The sequence below is a fragment of the Nocardia sp. NPDC060249 genome (assembly GCF_042728755.1).
Classification (GTDB): domain Bacteria; phylum Actinomycetota; class Actinomycetes; order Mycobacteriales; family Mycobacteriaceae; genus Nocardia.
This window is the reverse complement of the sequence record NZ_JBHXAQ010000015.1, coordinates 20,216-39,229: the sequence shown is the minus strand read 5'-3', so window position 1 is coordinate 39,229 and position 19,014 is coordinate 20,216. Positions and strand designations below refer to the sequence as shown.

Annotated in this window: 19 protein-coding genes; all 19 read right to left on the bottom strand. The window is 67.0% G+C overall.

Annotated features, from left to right (window positions below):
- Positions 1-22 precede the first annotated feature (22 nt).
- Complete coding sequence (locus ACFWFP_RS31100) at positions 23-493, bottom strand: DUF4913 domain-containing protein (RefSeq protein WP_379301014.1); 471 nt, start codon at positions 491-493, stop codon at positions 23-25.
- Positions 490-2,316 (bottom strand): type IV secretory system conjugative DNA transfer family protein, encoded by a 1,827-nt coding sequence (locus ACFWFP_RS31095; RefSeq protein ID WP_379301012.1) that lies wholly within the window; start codon positions 2,314-2,316, stop codon positions 490-492. The genes ACFWFP_RS31100 and ACFWFP_RS31095 overlap by 4 nt, the downstream gene beginning before the upstream one ends.
- Positions 2,313-2,867 carry a hypothetical protein gene (locus ACFWFP_RS31090; RefSeq protein ID WP_379301010.1) on the bottom strand — a complete coding sequence of 185 codons (555 nt, stop codon included), beginning with the start codon at positions 2,865-2,867 and terminating at the stop codon, positions 2,313-2,315. The genes ACFWFP_RS31095 and ACFWFP_RS31090 overlap by 4 nt, the downstream gene beginning before the upstream one ends.
- Positions 2,864-4,504: a peptidoglycan DD-metalloendopeptidase family protein gene (locus ACFWFP_RS31085; protein ID WP_379301008.1), complete on the bottom strand. Its 1,641-nt coding sequence runs from the start codon at positions 4,502-4,504 to the stop codon at positions 2,864-2,866. The genes ACFWFP_RS31090 and ACFWFP_RS31085 overlap by 4 nt, the downstream gene beginning before the upstream one ends.
- A 39-nt stretch (positions 4,505-4,543) precedes the next feature.
- The gene (locus tag ACFWFP_RS31080; RefSeq protein WP_194829279.1) at positions 4,544-4,816 is read right to left on the bottom strand and encodes a transposase; all 273 of its coding nucleotides are present in this window, start codon (positions 4,814-4,816) and stop codon (positions 4,544-4,546) included.
- Complete coding sequence (locus tag ACFWFP_RS31075) at positions 4,813-6,780, bottom strand: acyl-CoA dehydrogenase family protein (protein WP_379301006.1); 1,968 nt, start codon at positions 6,778-6,780, stop codon at positions 4,813-4,815. Before ACFWFP_RS31075 ends, ACFWFP_RS31080 begins: the two co-directional genes overlap by 4 nt.
- 107 nt (positions 6,781-6,887) lie before the next feature.
- On the bottom strand, positions 6,888-8,576 hold the full coding sequence (locus ACFWFP_RS31070; protein ID WP_379301004.1) for an ATP/GTP-binding protein: 1,689 nt from the start codon (positions 8,574-8,576) through the stop codon (positions 6,888-6,890).
- 8 nt (positions 8,577-8,584) lie between these two features.
- A complete protein-coding gene (locus ACFWFP_RS31065) occupies positions 8,585-10,072 on the bottom strand; it encodes an SCO6880 family protein (protein WP_379301002.1) in 1,488 nt (495 codons plus the stop codon).
- Positions 10,069-11,691 carry a hypothetical protein gene (locus ACFWFP_RS31060; protein WP_379301000.1) on the bottom strand — a complete coding sequence of 541 codons (1,623 nt, stop codon included), beginning with the start codon at positions 11,689-11,691 and terminating at the stop codon, positions 10,069-10,071. The genes ACFWFP_RS31065 and ACFWFP_RS31060 overlap by 4 nt, the downstream gene beginning before the upstream one ends.
- Complete coding sequence (locus tag ACFWFP_RS31055; protein WP_379300998.1) at positions 11,679-12,503, bottom strand: hypothetical protein; 825 nt, start codon at positions 12,501-12,503, stop codon at positions 11,679-11,681. Before ACFWFP_RS31055 ends, ACFWFP_RS31060 begins: the two co-directional genes overlap by 13 nt.
- Positions 12,503-12,913: a hypothetical protein gene (locus tag ACFWFP_RS31050; RefSeq protein ID WP_379300996.1), complete on the bottom strand. Its 411-nt coding sequence runs from the start codon at positions 12,911-12,913 to the stop codon at positions 12,503-12,505. The genes ACFWFP_RS31055 and ACFWFP_RS31050 overlap by 1 nt, the downstream gene beginning before the upstream one ends.
- Before the next feature lie 256 nt (positions 12,914-13,169).
- Positions 13,170-13,421, bottom strand: a complete 252-nt coding sequence (locus ACFWFP_RS31045) for a hypothetical protein (protein ID WP_379300994.1) — start codon at positions 13,419-13,421, stop codon at positions 13,170-13,172.
- Positions 13,421-13,714 (bottom strand): hypothetical protein, encoded by a 294-nt coding sequence (locus tag ACFWFP_RS31040; RefSeq protein ID WP_379300992.1) that lies wholly within the window; start codon positions 13,712-13,714, stop codon positions 13,421-13,423. The genes ACFWFP_RS31045 and ACFWFP_RS31040 overlap by 1 nt, the downstream gene beginning before the upstream one ends.
- Before the next feature lie 17 nt (positions 13,715-13,731).
- On the bottom strand, positions 13,732-14,379 hold the full coding sequence (locus ACFWFP_RS31035) for a DUF6668 family protein (RefSeq protein ID WP_379300990.1): 648 nt from the start codon (positions 14,377-14,379) through the stop codon (positions 13,732-13,734).
- A gap of 18 nt (positions 14,380-14,397) precedes the next feature.
- Entirely contained in the window at positions 14,398-15,888 is a 1,491-nt protein-coding gene (locus tag ACFWFP_RS31030; RefSeq protein WP_379300988.1) for a cutinase family protein, read from the bottom strand.
- A gap of 4 nt (positions 15,889-15,892) precedes the next feature.
- Complete coding sequence (locus ACFWFP_RS31025) at positions 15,893-16,642, bottom strand: hypothetical protein (protein WP_379300986.1); 750 nt, start codon at positions 16,640-16,642, stop codon at positions 15,893-15,895.
- A complete protein-coding gene (locus ACFWFP_RS31020) occupies positions 16,635-17,462 on the bottom strand; it encodes a hypothetical protein (protein ID WP_379300984.1) in 828 nt (275 codons plus the stop codon). The genes ACFWFP_RS31025 and ACFWFP_RS31020 overlap by 8 nt, the downstream gene beginning before the upstream one ends.
- Before the next feature lie 20 nt (positions 17,463-17,482).
- Entirely contained in the window at positions 17,483-18,319 is an 837-nt protein-coding gene (locus tag ACFWFP_RS31015; RefSeq protein ID WP_379300983.1) for a hypothetical protein, read from the bottom strand.
- 299 nt (positions 18,320-18,618) lie between these two features.
- Entirely contained in the window at positions 18,619-19,011 is a 393-nt protein-coding gene (locus tag ACFWFP_RS31010) for a hypothetical protein (RefSeq protein ID WP_379300981.1), read from the bottom strand.
- Positions 19,012-19,014 lie beyond the last annotated feature (3 nt).

Below are 19,014 nucleotides of genomic sequence, written 5' to 3'. Positions count from 1 at the left end.
GCGGCCGCGATCAGGTTGTGGCTCACTGTTTCCCCGGCGAAACGAGGTAGGGACGCAGTTCATCCGGTACGGCTGAGATCGGCATCGGCGGATGCCCGTGGAACCCGCTGTCTTTGGCGGCCAGCGACATCGGTCCGGTGTCGCCGTCGAGGATCACGCGCAGATGCGGTTCCAGGTGCTGAATCCACCACGAGGACATCGCCGATCCGGAGTCGCTGGCTCGTGCCTCCTCCCAGGCCTCGTGCAGCGCGAGCAGCCTTGCCACGACCTCGGGGTACATCCACCAGCGCTCATCCCAGGACAGGCCTTTGCCTGCGAGCGGGTTGAGCTTGCGCCGCACGATCTTGACCAGATAGCCCTCAACCCAGTCGATGACCGTGGCGAACTTGCGTTCCGGGGGCGCGGGCGCCTCCTCCTCTGCCGCCTCCTCCTCATCGGTGAAGGGATCGACCTCGTCATCGCCTGTCCAGTCGATGGTGTCGGTGTTGATCATTCGGTCTCCTTTGTCATCTCCACCGCCGCACCCGCGGCGGCTTCGTCGGCGCCGTGGTCGTCGATGGAGGCGCGGATCTGCTCAGCGAACGGGCCTTGGGACCAATAGGATTTGCGCAACAGCAGCGGCTTGGAACTGGGCAGCATCATCAGCGCCCGGTCCGACGGCATCGCGGCCAGCTTGTCGGGAGTCAGGATCCGTTCGTTCTGCCACGACGAGCTGCGTGAGGCGCTCCCCCCGGAGAACCAGCCTGTCGGTGTCGAGGTGGAGTCATGGCGCACGACGTGCTCGCCGACGAGGTTCGAGATGTTGTCGAGAAACTCGCGGTCGGTGATGTTGCCGCCGTACCAGATGCCATTGCAGGCATCGAGCATGATCTGGAACTTGACTTTGCCCCAGACCGATTCGCCCTGGGATGGGGACTGCAGGATGGTGATCGGCAAGATGCCGCGTGAACCGAAGTGGCTGTACTGATCCGGCAAACTCTGCAGTCTGCAGACGTTGGCGGCCTCGTCGAGCACCGCGACCAACGGCACTGGCAGTCGTCCGTGCTTGGTGCGCGCGCCGGCGGCTTCGGCTTGGTCGAGGACCTGCCCGACGAGCGCGGTGTTGAGCGCGGTCGCGGAATCGGGCCCTTCACGGCTCAGCGCGTAGAGGGTGTCGTGGCCCAGTGCGAAGGAGACCGGATCGAACTCGGGCAGGTCGTGGATCTTCTTGCCGGGCCGCACGGAGAGTTTGCCGTCGGCGCCGACGCCGATGATCACCCGCTCGTTGGGCAGGATCGCCTTGGCGTAGCGCTGAGCATCGAGGGTTTCCAAGAACCGGCGGGCCATGTCGAAGAAGCCGTCGCGCTGGCGTTCGGTCACGCCCTGCTTGGTGGTCAGCGTGCGCCCCGCTGCGTCTTCACCATGGATCTGGAGGATGTGGGCAGCCATCGTGTCCTGCTCGGAGGCCATCCATTCGATCGCGTGCACCAGGTCACCGCCTCCCAGGGCGGCGGCGAGCATGTACACGGCCAGCAGGTCTTTCGCGCTCCCGTCGAAATAGGAGTCGACTTTGGCGCCGTCCTCACGGGACGCACCGACGAAGTAGGCGGCCACCTTCTTGGCACTGGGCAAGTCGTGGATGGGCTTGAGCGGGTTCCACCAGAAACTGGCCTGCCCGATCTCGCCGGTGGTGACGCCTTGCAGGTCGAACAGCCAGCAGGTGCCCATCTGCTCTCGGATGCCGCGGGTGTGGGTATAGAGGTCGGGCTTGTTGCTGGTCGCGATCAGCGCACCTGGTGCGGCGCAGGCCGCCGGAATCGCCAGCGCCGCGGTCTTTCCCATGCGGGTCCCGGCCAGCGCGACCACAACCCATTCCCACGGTAGGAACACGGGCAGGTTGCGGCGCACGGTGACACCCATCGGAACCCCGCGATAGGACGGATGGGCGGCATCGATCCCCGGCGCCAGCCGGGCGGCTTCCTCGGTCGACCACTTGGGGTCGAGGATCTGGACGGTCGCGGGATCGGTCATCGTCTTGGCGAGCACGTCGACTTCGCGCTGCGGCCCCCGACGGCCAGCGAGGATTCGCGCGATCCCGACTGCGACGGCGGTGACCGCGATCAACTCGATCATCAGCGCCGCAGTGGCCGTCATCGGCCACGTGCCTCGCCCCGCCGCGAGTTCCATCAGCAAAGTCGGGCTCCAACCGGGCAGGTCACCGCCGCCGAGGCGGTAGGCCACCACGACCAACCCCACGACCAGTGCCAGCGCGGCGGCGCCGACGCCGAGTATGACCTCGCTGGGAATCGGCGATGGCCTCGTCGAACGGGCCGTCATCGCAGATCACCACGTACGTTGTAGCGCGCCATCAGCCAGGCGTCGCCGAGCTGCTTGAGCTCGACCTGCATCACCTGACTCGAGTACGGGGTGCTTGCCCCACCCGCGTGCAGCACGGTCTGGGTGACGCGCACCAGCACGCTCGCTGTATCTCCGTCGACGGTGGCTGGTGCCAGCGGCGCGGCCGCAGCGCTGACCTGGTCACGGCTATCGACCCATGATGACCACTGCTGCAGCGGCTTTGGTGCCGGATCCGGGCGGGCCGCGGCGGCACGCGCCAGCGGATCGGTCAGCAGCGCCGCGGCACGGTGCAGTGCCTCCCAGGTGGAGGCATCTGTGCCCGGCCGCCAGGTGTAGGCGATGGTCAGCGCGTTGATCGCGACGGTGTCCGGAGCGGCGCCGGTGGGGTCGAGCGGGTCGATGTGTGCGTGGCTGTCGCCGCCGGCATGGTCGTGACCGGGCGGATCGGTGACCATGTGGCGGGTGATCACCACAATCACCGCGGCGACAACGACGACGGCTATCGCGGCCGCGATCGTTCGGATTCTCATTGTGCGATTCCTGCTTCCATGAGCTTGGCGTTGGTCGTGATGACCTGCACGTAGTGCTGGGTTTCGGCGAAAGGCGGGACTCCGCCGTAAGACTCGACGTTGCCGGGGCCTGCGTTGTAGGCCGCGAGCATCAGTTCGGTCGGATCGCCCTGGACGGCGCCGGAGGCCAGGCTGGGGCGTAGCTGTTCGGCCAAGTCGCACATGTAGGCGCCTTGCGCCATCACCGCGTCGCCGAGGTCGTTGGGGTCGCCCGACCCTGCCGGTCCGGTGGGGTTGCCGTCCTCGTCGACCGGTCGCCCGTAGGCTGCCCAGGTGTCGGGCATGAACTGGGTGTACCCCTGCGCACCGGCGCGGCTGGTGAGCCCAGCGACGAACCCAGATTCCTGTTTGATCTGCGCGCCCAGCAGCGCCGGACTGATCTCGCTGCATTGGCGCGCTGAGATCTTGAGCCAACGGACGAACTCGGTAGGTACGGCGCCATCGGCCAGTTCGGCTTCGCTGTCGTCGTTGAGCCCCCCACCTGGCTGTGTTGCCGAGCGTGAACACGTCGTCGACGCCGCCGAGGTCGGAGCTGGCGATGTTGACCCGTCGAGTTCTGGTGCAGCACCATAGGTTTGGCCGTCGACGGGGAGCCCGTGACCTTCTGTGGTGACGTGGATGTGGTCGAAGTGGCCATCGGCTGCCTGCCTCTCACCGTCGACCGGGATGTACTGGCCACGCCAGATCAGGTCGGCAAGCTCGAACTGCTCGCGGTGGGTCCACAGGTAGTCCAGGATCTGCTCGCCCAACGCGCGGCCGCTGTCGCTGGTGTGGTCGGGGATCATCACGTCGACCGCGATCCCATTGGGGTGATAGGGCAGCGTGTCCTCGCGCCACCCGTACATGGTCGCGATCTGCGGAAACCGGGTGTGGACTGCGCGCGCCACCCGAATCGTGTCCACCTGCAGCTGAGCTTCCGAGCCCACCGACTCGGGCAGGGCAGCCATCTCGGTTCCGTGGTCTGCAGCCAGCACGGTCGGCGGCACCGTGGTGGTCGGTGTGGGCGCCGTCGGCGACGTCGTCACGGGGCTTGCGCTGCCGGGCTCGGCCGCGCCGTCGATCCAGGTGTTGGGGTCGATATCGGATCCGCCGGAGAACTTTCCGCCCTTCCAGACCTCAAAGTGCAGATGTGGGCCGGTGGATTCGCCCGCCGATCCCTCATTGGCGATGTGCTGGCCCGCCACGACCGACTGGCCGGCGGACACGAGCAGACCGTTCTCCCACATGTGTCCGTAGACGGTCGAGTAGACCTCGCCGTCGACGTTGTGGTCGATCACGATCCAGAAGCCGAAACCCGACGCCGCACCCGCGGCCACGACAGTGCCCTCGGCAGCGGCGAAGATCGGCGCACCTTCTGGCCCGGCCAGGTCCACGCCCAGATGGCCTGGCCTGTCTGGGGACCGATACCCCGACGACTCGCGGGCATCTTGGCTGCGCATGGGCCGCGACCGCTGCCCCGGCGAAACCCCTTGGGCCACAGTGCCAGGTGCTGTGGCGCTGGCGCCCGAGTCCGTGGACGCGCAACTGCTCTTCGCTTTGTCGTCGGCGGCGGGTTCCTCACCCAGCACCGAGACGAACACCACTGTTCCTATCGCCATGGCCATCAGTGCGGCGGCGCCTCTCGCGGCTGCCTGCATTCACGACACCCGTGCTTCGCTGAGCTGCTGGTTGGCGGCTCGCAGTCGCGTCACTTCGGCCTGCAGCGCCCGGATCTTGCTGGGCACCTCTTCTGTCGACAGCGCTCGAGTGGTGCCGAATTCGGCGTTGACCCACCGGACCACGGTGTTGACGTGCGCGCCCAGATCTTTGGCGATCTCCGCGCAGCACTCCATGCGCGATCGATGCTGTTCGCGGGTCTCGCGATAGGTGGTGATCGCCCAGCTACGCTGCCGCGCGGTGTAGCCGCTCATATAGGTTCTGCCCGAACCTGTCGAGTGCAGGCTCCGCTACCTGTGGATTTGGCAAGTCTTCTAACAGTTGTGTCGGTCGTTTCTTCTCGTCGAGTTGCCGCATTCCTCGACAACACCGCCGACGACAACTGCTGTTCGGGTTCGTGGGTCACCGGGCCCCCCACAGGGCGCGTTTGCGGCCAGCCGGCGTACTTCGTCCACCAGGTGAGGTAGTTCCCAGCGATCGGTGCAGGCATGTCGTCGGGCAGCGCGAATGACTGGGCCAGAACCGGCAGGTGCGGTGCCACACCGTCGACGAGGCTGTTCAGTTCAGCCTCGATGAGGGCCGCACGTTCGTCGGGAAGGGCTCCATTCGCGGCGAACCACACACCTTGCGCTCTGACTCTGCGCAGCGCGTACACCTCGGCAAGGTTCGTGAGTATCTGTTGTGTGGCAGTATCATTCGTGGCCTCGGCCGCTGTGATCATCGCGTCCACGGTGGCCCGGTCCGTGACAGCGGTCGCGAGATCGATCGCGTTGGTGTCGGGGTGCCCCCACATCTCGATGCCGTCGAGTAGTAGCCGCTCACGCTGGGCAAGCAGCTGATGCCACCATGCCCGCGCACCCTTGCCGGGGATGCTGCTGGTCAGGGTGGGAACTCCGGACCGACGGATCGCGCGGCCAGCCGCGCCCAGCATGGCCCAGTTCTCGCCTTCGGCGGTCAATGTGCCCTGGCACAGGCTGATCCAGTCAGTCAGGTAATTGGCGCGGAGCATGCCCTGCGCAGCGGTGCGCTGTCGGCACACCTCGAGCGATTCCCACGCCGTGCGCGATGCGACAGGTTTGACCAGCATCGCCCATAAGGCCGACTCCTCGGCGCCAGCGTCCTCACATTGGCTGCGAACGCTGTTGACCAGGCATGTCATCGCCCATACATCAGCCATCGCCCCCACCAGATGCTGTGCGACATGGTCGCTGGACAGCATGGTTGCTCCGTTTGCGCGGATGACGCGCCGACTGGCGTAGCCGATGGTCAACGCCAGCCCGGCACGAGCCGCAGACACCGCAGCACCGCCCATGCACAGCCGCGCTGGAGTCAACGGGCTCATCGTGCGCGCGAACCGTTGCGCCGCAGTCAGCTCGCAGTGGAACCTGCCTTGCTCATCGAACCAGGCCACATTCCCGCCGAGCAGACCCGACTCCGCCACAACGGCACCGTCGAACCGTGTCTCGGCGTTGTCCATCGCCAACCCGTATCCATTGTCGGGCAACGCCGCTACATCGACGCCGTCGACGAGGCCCTCAACTGTGCGCAGCGGCAGCAGAAACGGCCACACTCCCTCATCGGTGCCATTCACGATCAGTCGGGCGATCACGATCACGGTCTTGGGCACCCCCGTCGCGGCGACGTTGGGCATGAACTTCACGCTCGCCGGGGTGGGACTGTTCAGGCGGTAAGCGCGTTCGCGTGGTTGCCAGGTAGCAGTGGTCTCCATGTTGAACGCATCAGTGCCGTGCCCCAACTCGGTCACCATCGCCACACCCACCGTGCGGCCGCTGTCCAGTTCTTGCAGGCACGAGTGCTGATACCGGCTCCCGTTACCCAGTTCCTCGATCGCTGCGACGGTCAACTTCACATGCCCGGACAGATACGGCAGCAAGTGCGGGGCCAGCGCGGCTGCCCAGTCGAACAACGCGTACGAGTCGCGGTCCTGTGCCGCGATGGCCCGCGTCGATCCGCCCAACGCGTCGATGGCTCGTTCCAGCAGCAGATATCCCTGGCGCGCCTCGTCGGCCTGGGTCGACCCGGTGCCGGGTGTGTCGCCGAGTGCGGCCACCACATCGCGGAACCGCATCTGGTGCTCATACGCGTCTGCGTCGCCGAAGACGACTCGCCCCAGCGCCGCAGCAGGCTCCGGTGCGCACCGGTTCCGATCTGCCGGTGGAGCGGCAGCTGAGTGCAATGATGTGTTCAAGATCGTCATCGGGGGTTGTCCCTGTCTCGTTGCGTCGTGCCTAGCGGCTGGAGGTTTGTTGGGTGCGACGGAGGTATGGCGTGAAGCGGTGTAAATGCGACGCCGCGCTTCGGAGCTCACCGCACACCCTGGAGCTCGAACAGCTCGTTGAACCGCACGTTGGTGTCGTGCAGTTGTTCGTCGACCTCGATCGAGGTCAGCTGGGTTTGCACCGGGATCCCCGGCGCGCCGTCTTTGCTGATCTTGATCATGAATTTGCCGATGCCCGCGGGCTTTTGGCGGCGGCCGCGACCATGGCGGCGCAGGGGCGCACCACGCGACCAGGAGGTGATCATTCCCTGCTCGGCGGTGGTGAACTGCAAGACATCTTCGAGCCTGGTCAGCTCGCCCGCAGGCAGCCCACCACAGATCACCATCCCGGCCCGCTCGATGAAGCCCTTGGCGGTCTTGACGTCCATCTCGGTGGGTAGCGACTCCAGATCGCGGCCGGTGTGGGTGATCATCAACAGCGCGGTGCCATCAGTGCGGTTGAGACGGGTCAGTTCGTCGATGCGTGAGACCATCCCCGCGCCGGCGCCGAGGACCTGCCACAGCTCGTCGAGGACCGCCAAGAAGTAGCGCTGTGGGGCCAATTTGACCTCGGCCAGCAGGTGAGCGGCCTCCATGGTCCCGTAGGCATCGCTCCAGCACGCCAGCATCACGGCTGCCTTGAGCTTCTTGTCCCCACGGGTCAAGGCGCTCACATCGATGCAGATGCCGGGCGCGGTCAGATCCAGTGGCACCGTGGTGTGGTCGGCGAAGATCTCACCGAGGGGACCATCCAGCAGAGCTTCCAGCGACCGGCGCAGCGGCTTGATCGTGTCGATGTACTCGACGATGGAGTCCGCCGCGGCGACCTTCTGCAGTCGCTCGGACCCTTGCGAGATCTGCGCAGCCAGGTCGCGCACCAGTGGCGGGGCGGCGAAGCTGAATCGTCCCGAGGCGCGCAGCTCGCGCAGCGCCGCCGACACCAGTGCGTGCTCCCAGTCGGCGACCGGCGCCGAACGGATCAGCTCGATCAACGCGGCGACCATCGTGACCTGGCGCGAATGCACCAGTTCTTGGGTTTCGGCGATCACTTCGAGCTTGCCCAGCCGGGCGAGGTGCTCGCGATTGGCTTCCAGCACCGGCAGAGTCGCGCCCAACGACCCGGCGGAGAGCGGATTGAGGTGGCCTTTGCCGGGGCCCAAGGTGATGACCTGGCCACCGATCTTGGAGATCAGCGCGACGTATTCGGGCTTCATATCGCCAGCGATCAGGGCGATTTGGCCTTGGGCGACGGCGCCGATCACCATTTTGCGGATCAGCGTCGACTTGCCCAGGCCTGGCAGGCTCAGTACGAAGGCACTGGGGTTGGAGATCAGCCCTGCAGCGAACCATGCCAGCAGATCGCAGGTGGCGGGCTCCCCGGTGGTCAGATGTGATCCGACCGGGGTGCCGATGAGCGGGGCGGCGGCGCCGACGACCCACGGGTTCAGACCACACGCGTGCGCGGTGGTCGCCTGCCATTCCAGCGGGCCTTGCACTGTCTCCATCGTTCCGGCGCCGGGCCCGCGGTAGCCGCGTGGTGACGCGGTGTATGCCCGCCGCCATTGCGGCTCCTGCTCTTCGGCGTCGACCGAAGCGATGGCAGCGCGGTTCTCGCGCCGCCACCGTGCCAGCGCACGGCCTTTGCCCGAGAAAAGAGCGGGCTCGACCGCCGCGCCGCTGGCGATGTCGTCGTCGAGCTGGGCGAGTTCGTCATCGGAGAATTTCGATTTGGCCATGTCGCGCCCTATCCGTTGGCCGCGATCGAGGTCATCGACGAGTGGTCAGCCAGCAACACGCCCACACCCAGACCGGCCGCGAACGCCGCGTCCTGGGTGCCGTAAGCGCGGTGGAGCCGGATGCGCGCTCGCGCTGCCAGCGACTCGGTGACCGCCGCTGCGGTGGCCATGTCATCGGTCATGGTGACGGTCAGCAGCATCGAGTACCGGAGAAGGCCCGCACCACGGACCTGTTCTTCGCGCTGCTGTTCGGTTGCCTGCAAGCGCAATTCGCTCGCCGCGGACTTGACGGCTTTGCCCTGCTGCATCGCGACCAGCGAGTCCTTGTACTCACGGTCGACTTTGCGGGTCGCGTCGCCCGCGGTGAACGGTCGGTAGACGATGGCCAGACGCTTGCGGTGCAGCGCATCGTGCGGGTCGAGCAGCGGCTTGAGCACCGTGTCGGCGAAAACCGACTCGGGCGGTGAGGCCATCTCCCAGACGATCGAGCGAACACCGTTGTGGCGGTAGTGGTCCCATTCGGCTTTCGCGGCCGCTGGACCGGCGTCTTCCCAGTCCAGGCCGTGTTCTTCGCGGAGGACTTCCAACGCCTCGAAGTCGGACTCGGCGCTGGGGTTGTAGCTGCGGTGGGTGAAGGCCACGATCTGCGCGGCGGCCATCGGCAGTGCTTCGACTCCCGCGCCGAGCAGATCCTCGTAGAGGGAGGGGAGTCGGCGGGCCAGCTCGGCGGCCATCTCGTCGGCGTCGACCCGCCTGGCTTTGGTGGTCGCCTTGAAGGTGATCGACAACCTGGCCATCTGCTGCAGCTTCCCGGCCGGGAATTCGATCGCCGACTCGATCATCACCTCGGAGGCGAGCGTGGAGTTGGAGTTCTGCACCATGCGCGAAACCTCGCGCTTGAGCCGCAGGCCGGACGCTGGAATCGTCTCCACGACCGCAACCGCGGCCACAACATCACCGGGCAGTCCCAACCCGGCCAGGTAGGCACCCCAGTCGGCCGTCATCAGGTCGCGCTCGGGCTGAGTCAGTGCCTCGTCACCGCCGGGCCAGCATTCGAGCACCACGGTGTACTCGTCGGTGCGCCGGCGGTGGATGAGCCCGAACGGATTGCCGAGCCGGTCGGTGGCCTCGTGCAGCCGAGTTGCTGCCAGCAGCCCGGGCAGCCGGTAGCGGCCTCCGGGGATGCGGGAATGTGGGCCACCTCGATAGACGGTGCTGCCGTTCGCGCGCCGCCGCCACCATTGAATGCGCAATTCGATTCCTTCATACAGACTTCGGCGGCCGAAGGTGATCACCATCGGCGCCAGGACGAGGACACCCACACCTGCGACGCAGATGCCGGGCAGGAAACCGGCGGTCATCATGGTCATCAGCGCCGCGATCATCGCGACGCCTCCGAACATCGACGCGCGCAGCGATAGGCCGAAAAACCCTGTGCGCTGCGGGAAGGTGCCAGAGCTGTAGAGCGGTCGTTCGATCAGTTGCTGTGCGCTCATCGCGGCACCTGCCCGTGCCCGACGGCGCCTTCGGCGAAGTTCGCCAGGCCAGAGACTCCACGTGCCGGTGCGCGCATCGCGCTGGCTCCGCGCGAGAGCGCCATTCCCACGCCGGTGCTGGCGGTTCCCGCTATACCCGCGGCCTGGCGGGCTCTACTGCCGGATCCGCCGCCACTGGACCCGCCCCCGCCACTGGACCCGCCCCCGCCACTGGACCCGCCGCCACTTCGGCCGCCACCACCACCGCCCGAGGAACCTACTGCGCCTGACGCTGGGGCCGCGCCTCCGCCGCCAGCGGAGCCGCCCCCCTGGAAGGACTTCATGAAGTTGCCCGCGCCACGTGCGGCGGACCCGCCCATCGCCGCACCTGTCGCTGCCGCGCCAGCGGCACCTCCGGCGAGGGCTGCCACCTGACCGCCGCCAGCTGAGATCGTCGATACCGCCGGCGCGATCACCCGGATCAGCGACGGCAGAGCGAGCCCGGCGAACGCCAGCAGGATCGATCCCGCGATCGCGTCGAACGCCGACTCCGATTGCGCGACCGTGAATGCAAACGCGTATAACAACGCGGCCACTGGTTTGAACAGCAGCGCCGCGATCGTGTAGGAGATCATCGACGACCACGTCTGGCGGCCCGCACCGGTGGCACTGGCGGCGGCCGCGATCGGAGCCAGCCCCACTGCCAAGGTCAAGATCGCCTCGCGCACGAACATGGCCACCAGTTGGGCGACCGAGCCGAGCAGGCCGACCCCTGCGAGCACCAAAGACACCACTGGGCCCAGGCCGGTCTTCTCGTCAATCCAGGTCAGCGCGGTGATCCGGGCGTTGGGGTCTCCTCCCATCGACTCGGTCAGCACCCAGACCGAGAACGCGTCGGTGACTTGGTGCAAGACCAGCACCATCGTGGGGAGCGTCCAGATCGAGAACAGCGTCCGGACCAGCATCCGAGCGGTTTCGTCGGCGCCCTCGGAAACGGCGTGGCGGCGAGCGATCGCTACTCGCAGCGCACCGGTACCGATGCCGAAGGCGAGGGCGAATATCTGTAGATCCCAGGTGAAGCTCTGGATTCCGTCGATCTTGGCGGTGTCGACCAGCGAGACCGGCATCTGGATCCAGAACGCCATCACGGTGTGAAAGGCGTTGACGTTGCCTTCCATGACCGCTTTGGAGAACTTGCCGACAGGGTCGCCCCAGAACAGCGACACCACAGAGGAGATCGCGGTCGACGCGGCATCGACAGGGTGCAGGGTCACCGCGACCTGGTTGCAGCCCCAAGTGTTGATCCCGTCGATCGCGCCGTTGACGATGTCGGTCAGCGGTCCCGCGTCGACGTTGACTTCGACTAGCTCTTTGCACTCCTCGCGGGTCTGGGTGTATTCGTTGTCCTCGTTGGCGTAGCCAGGCAGCTCAACCGAGGGCGCGGTCGGCAGCGGTGAGGATGTTGTGGGCGCGCTCGGTGTGGTCGAGGGTGAGCTGGTCCGTGAGGTTGTCGTCGGCGCCGGGGTGCTCGTCGTCGGGGTCGGTTCGGTTGTCGGCTGGGCGGAGGCAAGGCCAGCGCCGGTGCCGAACAGAATCAGCAGCAGAACCGCGATGGCTGGAAGCTTCTTCACCAGGTCCATGTGGTCCACCCCTCCAACGAGGCGTACCGCTTGCCAGAACCGATGCTCTGGTGCTCGCGGATCATCTGCGCAGACCAATCGCCGTTGCGCCACAACAAGTTCAGGCGATGTCCCACCCATTTCTCGGTGGTGGGTCGACCAGCTGCGTCGGCGTCGGCCCGCAGCGCCCACTCGACCGCGACGAAGTCCTGGTCGCAGCTGAGCACACGAAATGCTTCCGGTGCCAGCATCATCTGCAGGTAGGCGGCAGCCTTGTCCGAGGTCGGTGCGGCGGTGGCGGATAGTGCATCCAGCTGGGTTCGCTCGGCCTGGGTGAGCACAGCAACCTTGTCCAGGGCCTCGTGTTGCGGGGCGCCGCCGGACATCAACCGGGCCGCGAAGTTCCATCCAGCCAGGGCTGCGCCTTGTGGGCTGCGCTGGTATCCGCGGGGAGTGAGTCCGTCGAGCCGAGCAGGCCCGTCGGTGGCCGAGGTCAAGATCGAGATGTTGAAGCTGCGCTGGATCTGCACGCCCTCGGGCGAGGTGATAGGCGTTGAGGGCGAGCACTCGCTGCGGACACCTCTCGGGTCGCGCTGCGTTTGTACCTCGCCGGCGGGGTTGCGCGGCATCAGGACTTTGCGGCCGAGCTGATCGGTGACAGGGTCATCGAATCCTGTCTGACCACCTGCCGATACGGTTGTCGTCGCCGCCGCGACCGACGATGGAACATCGGTGGGTTTGCCCTGCGGGCGGAGCGCGACCAGCGTCGCCGCCAGCCCGATGAGCACGGTCGCAGTGGCCAGTCCCACGATGATGGTGCGAGGTCGGGTCATCAGCTGCCCTCGAGCCGTGTGTAGCCGTCGAGGCTGGTGACCTCGGTGGCGTCGATCGCCTCGGCGCTGGTCGGAAGCACGATCCGCCAGTCGTTGTCGATCCATGACAGCGCCACCGGGTAGTCGAATGTCTGTGTCGGAGCGCCGATCTCGGTGACGATGTGCACGGCCGCCGCGGTATCGCTGTAGTGGCTGACCTTGAACGCCACGTACTTGGGTGCCGCCCCCGCGGGCACTGATCCCGAGATCGACAGCACGACGCGTTGCGCGGCGAACTCCTCACGGCCGGGCCCCGGCGCCGACACCAGTGCGACAGTCCGGCCCCATTCGGAGTCTGACGCCATACCCAGATGCACCTGGCCACGGATCGCGGCCAGCACGGCACCTTGCGGACTGTGCCGGTACCCCATAGCCACGACCTGAGCAGACTGCGAGGGCCCATCGATCGAGGATCGCGGCAGGCGAACCCCTCGCCAGGTGTCCCAGCTCAGCTTCGCGGGTGCTGAAGTCAGGTCGGGAGGTGAAACCGACGACGGGACAACAGATTCGGGGTCGGAATCGCTGCCGCACGCCACTGTTGAAAGGGCGAGAACGGTCAGAGCGAATCCGACCATGGCACGACGGCACACCGGGGACATGAATACTCCTGAACAGGGTCGGGGCGGATTAGCGGAGCAGCGTGAGCGCGAGGACTCCGGAGGAACTGGTGATGATGGTCGCGATGAGAATCCGCATCAGCACTGATTCCTCGATGAGATGGGTCGAGGACGCCGAACGGCGTTGCCAGACCAGGGTCATCACGGTGGCCACCAGCGAGGCGACCGAGAAGAGCGCGGCGAACCACAGGAACCAGCTGAATACCTGCTCGAGCCCGCCGGTGACTTCGTCGGGAAGCGTTCGGCGCTCGGCGAACAACATCAGAACGCGAGTAGGTTGATCGTCGAGATCGACATCGACACCAGGACAGCGCCGATCATCGCGCCGACCAACTTTCCCTGAGCGTCGCCGCCGCCGCCCTGCATCCGCTGGTAGGCCAGCATCGCCGCAGCGACAATGAATCCGCCGATGCAGGCGATCACGGCCGCCCACAGCAGCCATTCCAGGATGGTCATGAACTTGTCCGCGCCCGGTGGTGCGGAGGGTTTGCGGTCGTCGATCTGCGCGAGAATGTCGACCGACATCGCGTAGTAGGTGGTGCTCAGGGCAGACATGGTCCTGGTACTCCTGCTCAGTGGCTGATCGCCGCACGCGCGGCAGTGAAGATGAGGCCGCCGATTTCGGCGAGCTCGGGGTGGATGGTCTGGGTGGGGTCCGCCCGGCGGGCAAAGCGCTTCTGCTCGGGAGCGGGTTCATCTCGAGGCGACCACTGCGGCATCTGGGTGATCGCCAAACACCGGAAGTCGGGAATGAAGGGCACCCGCCAGGCCTGGGGCGCAAGCTCTTCGACGATTTCGAGCTGGCGGCGCAGCGTCGCGGGCAACGAACCGTCGTGGTCGACGACGGTGACCAGGCCCAGCAACCGTGCCTGGCCGATCTGATGGGCGGCAGCCTGGCGTAGCAGCACGTGCGCGGCGGACAATCCTGCGCGGTGCGTGCGTGCGCAGATCACCACGTTCGGGTAGCTGTCGGCCGCAGGCCACCCGCCCAGAGCATCAGCCGCTGGTGCCCATGCTCGTTCGAGCGTGGATACCGCAGCACCGCCGTGTGCACCGAGCAGCCAGAACGCCGGGTGTGGCCTGGTCTGTGACAGTGGCTTGTGCCAGATAGGCCGCTGTTCCTGCGCGGTAGGAACGTTGAGCCCGGCGGGCCCGGACTTGGCGGTGCTCGATGGTGCGTGACCGACCAAGTCGTCACCGCCGGCGTCTGCTCGTTGCATGAAGGCGTTCACCGCGGATCAGTTCGCCTGCCCGGCCAGGATCGTCGACGCGGCAGGGGTCTGCTGTCCCGGCGCGGCCGACACCGGCCCGGTGGGCTTGGGTGCGCTCTGTTTGGGCGCGGCGGCTTGAGCTCCCGCGATGTCCTCGGCAGCTGCGGCTACCCATTCCGCAGTCAGGGTGACCGCGGTCTGGCCGCCGACACCGATTGGTGTGGTGGTGTACCCGGTGTTGCGGGTGCCCTGCCAGTACGAGGAATCCAGTGCCATTCGTACGAGTCCGGCATTGTTGATCACGCCGCTGGAGATCTCGTTGAACGCCACTGTCACCAAGCTGGTGAGGTTGGCCGGGCTCACGAGCTTGACCACCGCCGAGCCGAGCTTGACCGCGAGTGCTCCCAGCGCCGCCTCGGGCCCGGCCAGCATCGCCGCCCCGACCTCGGCGATGGTGGATGCAGTGAGCACGTCTTTGCCGACGGCGACGGCGGCGTTGATTCCCATCCCGGCGATCTTCGTCAGCGCGGTGATCGCGGTGGTCAGGCCATCGCTGGGGTTGGAATTGGGATTGGACGCCTTCACCATGCGGTCGATGACCGTGGTGCCGCCGGTATTGATCTGCAGCTTTCCGTCGCTGGAAGTACTCAGGTGGTCGTTGACGAACCCGCCGCTGGCCGAGAGCACTGAGGATCCGATCGCTGTCACCGCCGAATTCAAGATCGCGAGCGGATCGGAGGTGTCGGTGGAGGTTTGGGCGGTGATCCCCGCGATCACCTTGGCCAAGGCGGCGTCCTTGGGAATGTCACATGACAGATCTCCATGGCTGCAGAAGTTCGCCACCCGCGCCGCCAGCGACCCATAGCCGGTAGTGATCGGCGCGACCCCGGACCCGTCCGGCGCGGTCGCGGAGTTGATCCGAATACCGTTGACCTTCGGGTCCGTCCCGTCCTTGCCGGTCTTGGCACCGGGCACGGCTCCCGGAGCGGTCGCCTTGTTGGCGAAGATCGTCGCGCCCGCCGCGCGAGTCGGATCTGCGAACACCGCGACGCCAGCTATCTGGTCGGCTTTGACCGGGCCTTTCCCTGCACCGATATCGCGTGCCAGAGCGGACATGATCTGTCCGCCCGACCCGTAGCCGACCAGGAACACCTTCCGCTGGGGGCACTTCGCGGCCAACTCGGTCAGCTGGTTCACTGCGCTGGCCTGGCCCGCCACGACCGCCTGCTTCTGCACGTCACTGGCCTTGTAGGGCACATACGATCGCGACAGCAGCGGGCTCTTGCCCTCGGTATTGGCCTTGGACATCGCCGGGACAGCAATGCCCGCACCGAAGCCACCATCGACGTCGGTCGGCACGTCGGGCGATGTCTCGCCGACACCGTTGGCCAGCAGCAAATGCAGCGGCGCGCACGCGGGCGCGGTGTCCTCGGCGACCGCCGTTGGTGCGGTGGTGCTGAGCGCAGCAATGCTGAGCGCGGCGATGGTTGTGGTGGTGAGGAACCTACGAACAGTCATGGCCTCATTTGCCTTCCCGCGCACTGATCGAGGTGATCAATGCGCCCTTGGGTCCGGTGGGCGAGTCGACGGTGGTGATGGTTTGGCGGATCTGTTCCAGAGCCCCGCCGACTGCGGTGCGGGTGAACAGATCGACCGCGTACAGCCCTGGCTGTAGCCGTGTGGTGAGCACGCAGTGTCTGGTGCCGCTGGGCACGGACGCGATGCCCGCCCCGAGCTCTTCGATGGAACCGACGTGGGCATCAGCAGCGACGTAGCTGCGTGCCAAACCGGCGTCTCTTCGCTCGTAGTACGCGGTCTCGAAACCGGCGATCGTTGCTGCGCCGGGGTCAGATGCGCTGGTGCTGGCCGGTTCTCCCGCCGCCAGCCCGCTGCACCACGGTGGTGCCGGAGTCGGAGTGGCTGGTACCAACGTCGGCGTCGCCGATTCCGGGATCGTCAAATTCTGGGTGTCCCCGGGCATGGCCGCCGCGACCAGAACCGCCGCGCCGCCGGCCAGCGCGAGCAAGGCTGCCAGCGCACCGACAGCGACAACCACCCCACGACGGCGCGCAGGCGCCGAAGCCGTTCGCGGCGTGGGGATCTCGGCTGTTGTCGGCGCCGCGGGCTCGGGCGCGGCGGCAGTGAACCAATCGTCGTCGCTGTCGGTGTTGTTCACCACCGACAGCGCACGAGCTGCCGTCGGATCCGAGTGGGTGGTTTCGTCGGTGTCACCGACGTCGGAAGTGACATCGGTGTCGAACCAGTCATCCATGAGTTGCCATCTCCTCACCGGGTAGACCGAGTTCGGGCAGCAACCAGCGCGCCAGATCCAGATAGGCCCAACGGGTTTCGGGCAGCAGGGCATGGTTGGTGATCGTGCGGCCGATCGCCAGATGTGGGTCGAAAGGAACTTCGATCACTCCCGATATCCACCCGCCGTAGTGCTGGGACAGCGCAGCGGCAACAGTGGGTGTGTGAGCGCTCTGATGGCTGATGACGAGCACCGTCGAGGCGATCAAGGACTCACCGAACTCTTCATCGAGCTGGCGCAACGTGATTGCGACTCGGTTGGCCGCGTCCATCCGCGCCGGGATCGTCACAGCTATCCGCACATCGGGGTGGTCGAGGAGTGGGCGCAGGTCGCGCGCGGCCACGGAGGCCCCGCCGTCGACGATCGGTGCCAAGCCTTCGGCCAGCAGCCGATCACACACCGTCGCGATCGTTTCGCGCCGAGGCAGCGCCGAAGCATCGCGGCGCACAATGGCGGCGCCGCTGCTGGCCAGCGACAACGACGATCGCAGCGCAGCACCAGCAGGAGTGCTGGCTGTCGCCAACCACGACTGCAACGTCGACCCAGCAAAGCGCAGATCAGCTCCGCGCAGCGCAAGATCACCGCCCGCTGCTGTGCCGTCGACAGCGACCGAACACACCAGATCGGCGATCTGAGACGCCATGCCCAGGGTGGTGGTGGTCGCACCACCACCACCGCACCCGCCGATGATCAGCACCGGCGGCCACGGTGGCGGATCCGAACGCACCAGATGAACGATGGTGCCGAGATCCGGCACCGCGGCCGCGTGCGCCCCCTGCACAACCCACTCCCCGACCACGACTACGCCCCGGCGGCCTGGAAAGTCGGCGGCGGCACCGGGGCGCTCAGCTGCGCCCAGAACGCGTTCGCTGCACCGGAGACCGAGGCCACCAGGTCATCGATCGGATTGGTCGGCACCACAAGCGGTACCGGCTGCACTTCGCTGCTGACCTCGACAGCTTCGATGACCTCACCGTCTTCAGCGACCGGCTCTTCGGCGACCGGCGCCTCTTCGACGGCCGGGCCGCCCAGCTCAGCGGGTGCGGGTGCGGGGTTGTCGCTGTTCCCGCCACCGAACGCAGCGCCCGCCGCGCCGCCGACCGTGCCGCCCGCGACCATGCCCGCGACCATCGCCGGGACACCGACGACGAGGCCACCGGCGATGCACCCGGCCACACCGCCCACCGCCGCGCCCAGTGGTGAGCCGACACCTCCGCTGGGGATACCTGCGGCGACGCCACCGATCACACCGCCGATGGCCATGCCACCCAGGCAGCCGGTGAGCGAACCGACCGCGCCCGCAGCGGTGCCACCGAGGTAACCACCTGCGACCATGCCGCCGGCGCCCGCTTTCGCCCGTCGATCGGATTCCTCACGCGGAAGTCCGAGCGCATCACCAGCGAGCGCGATCTGGTACACGCCGTAGTCGTTCCATTGGTTCCACTTCTCCACCAGCGAATCCGGCACACCTTCGGGGGCCGTGGTGGTGTCGGCGCCGAGGTGGAGCTGGACCCTCGCCGCTGGCGCGGTTTCGGGCTGCACCTCGGGCTGCTCGCCTTCGGATTCCTCTGTGTCGGTTTCGGGCTGGTCGTCCTCGATCTGGGGAGCGGACTGAGGAGCCACCCAGAAGTTCGGCATCGGGCGGTCCTGGCGAGGTGCCGGCGCGTCGGGAATGACCGCCGCAAGAGCTGTTCCAGCGTCTGGTGCAGGAGCGGGCTTGGGTGCAGGGGTCGCGCCCGCTTGCGTTCCACCGCCTTGCGGGGTGACCCCGGCTTGGCCCGGCGACGCCTGCGGGGTGACCCCGGCCTGTGGGTCGGCTACCGCCGTCCCTGCAGACACCGCGAGCACTGCTGGCACTGCGGCGGCGGCGATCACTCGCCGCATGGTTTGACCTGTTCGGGTCATGTTGGGTGTTCTCCTTCCGGATTTCTGTGTGGTCACAGACCTGCTCGCGGAGGCATCAGCGTCACCAGCCCGCCGGGGTTGCTGTGATCGAGCAAGCTCGTCCAGATCACCCCCGCCTGCAGAACCGGGACGTGCACGCACAGCCGCACGACTGTGTGCTCGGCGCGCAGTCGGTCGACGAGGTCATCGGCACAACCGATCGCGCGACCGGCGCTTCGTGTGTCAGCGACGACGACCAGCGCGACTTCGTCCGCCCGACTGTTGGCGACGAATTCACCTACGGCTGCCACGTCGGGAACCGGCCACCCTGCTGCGGTGACCGCGCGGCCGCTGCGGATCGCCACCGCAATCACGCACGGCGCGGTCGCGGACACGGTGTGGGCCAGCCCGAAGATGGGCGCGGTGACCTCGTCGGTGGCAAGCACCGG

What these genes read in the sequence shown, in the direction of transcription:
- ACFWFP_RS31100 (WP_379301014.1), bottom strand. Translation starts at nt 493, where the DNA reads ATGATCAACACCGACACCATCGACTGGACAGGCGATGACGAGGTCGAT.
- ACFWFP_RS31095 (WP_379301012.1), bottom strand. Translation starts at nt 2,316, where the DNA reads ATGACGGCCCGTTCGACGAGGCCATCGCCGATTCCCAGCGAGGTCATA.
- ACFWFP_RS31090 (WP_379301010.1), bottom strand. Translation starts at nt 2,867, where the DNA reads ATGAGAATCCGAACGATCGCGGCCGCGATAGCCGTCGTCGTTGTCGCC.
- ACFWFP_RS31085 (WP_379301008.1), bottom strand. Translation starts at nt 4,504, where the DNA reads ATGGCGATAGGAACAGTGGTGTTCGTCTCGGTGCTGGGTGAGGAACCC.
- ACFWFP_RS31080 (WP_194829279.1), bottom strand. Translation starts at nt 4,816, where the DNA reads ATGAGCGGCTACACCGCGCGGCAGCGTAGCTGGGCGATCACCACCTAT.
- ACFWFP_RS31075 (WP_379301006.1), bottom strand. Translation starts at nt 6,780, where the DNA reads ATGACGATCTTGAACACATCATTGCACTCAGCTGCCGCTCCACCGGCA.
- ACFWFP_RS31070 (WP_379301004.1), bottom strand. Translation starts at nt 8,576, where the DNA reads ATGGCCAAATCGAAATTCTCCGATGACGAACTCGCCCAGCTCGACGAC.
- ACFWFP_RS31065 (WP_379301002.1), bottom strand. Translation starts at nt 10,072, where the DNA reads ATGAGCGCACAGCAACTGATCGAACGACCGCTCTACAGCTCTGGCACC.
- ACFWFP_RS31060 (WP_379301000.1), bottom strand. Translation starts at nt 11,691, where the DNA reads ATGGACCTGGTGAAGAAGCTTCCAGCCATCGCGGTTCTGCTGCTGATT.
- ACFWFP_RS31055 (WP_379300998.1), bottom strand. Translation starts at nt 12,503, where the DNA reads ATGACCCGACCTCGCACCATCATCGTGGGACTGGCCACTGCGACCGTG.
- ACFWFP_RS31050 (WP_379300996.1), bottom strand. Translation starts at nt 12,913, where the DNA reads ATGGGGTACCGGCACAGTCCGCAAGGTGCCGTGCTGGCCGCGATCCGT.
- ACFWFP_RS31045 (WP_379300994.1), bottom strand. Translation starts at nt 13,421, where the DNA reads ATGTTGTTCGCCGAGCGCCGAACGCTTCCCGACGAAGTCACCGGCGGG.
- ACFWFP_RS31040 (WP_379300992.1), bottom strand. Translation starts at nt 13,714, where the DNA reads ATGTCTGCCCTGAGCACCACCTACTACGCGATGTCGGTCGACATTCTC.
- ACFWFP_RS31035 (WP_379300990.1), bottom strand. Translation starts at nt 14,379, where the DNA reads ATGCAACGAGCAGACGCCGGCGGTGACGACTTGGTCGGTCACGCACCA.
- ACFWFP_RS31030 (WP_379300988.1), bottom strand. Translation starts at nt 15,888, where the DNA reads ATGACTGTTCGTAGGTTCCTCACCACCACAACCATCGCCGCGCTCAGC.
- ACFWFP_RS31025 (WP_379300986.1), bottom strand. Translation starts at nt 16,642, where the DNA reads ATGGATGACTGGTTCGACACCGATGTCACTTCCGACGTCGGTGACACC.
- ACFWFP_RS31015 (WP_379300983.1), bottom strand. Translation starts at nt 18,319, where the DNA reads ATGCCGAACTTCTGGGTGGCTCCTCAGTCCGCTCCCCAGATCGAGGAC.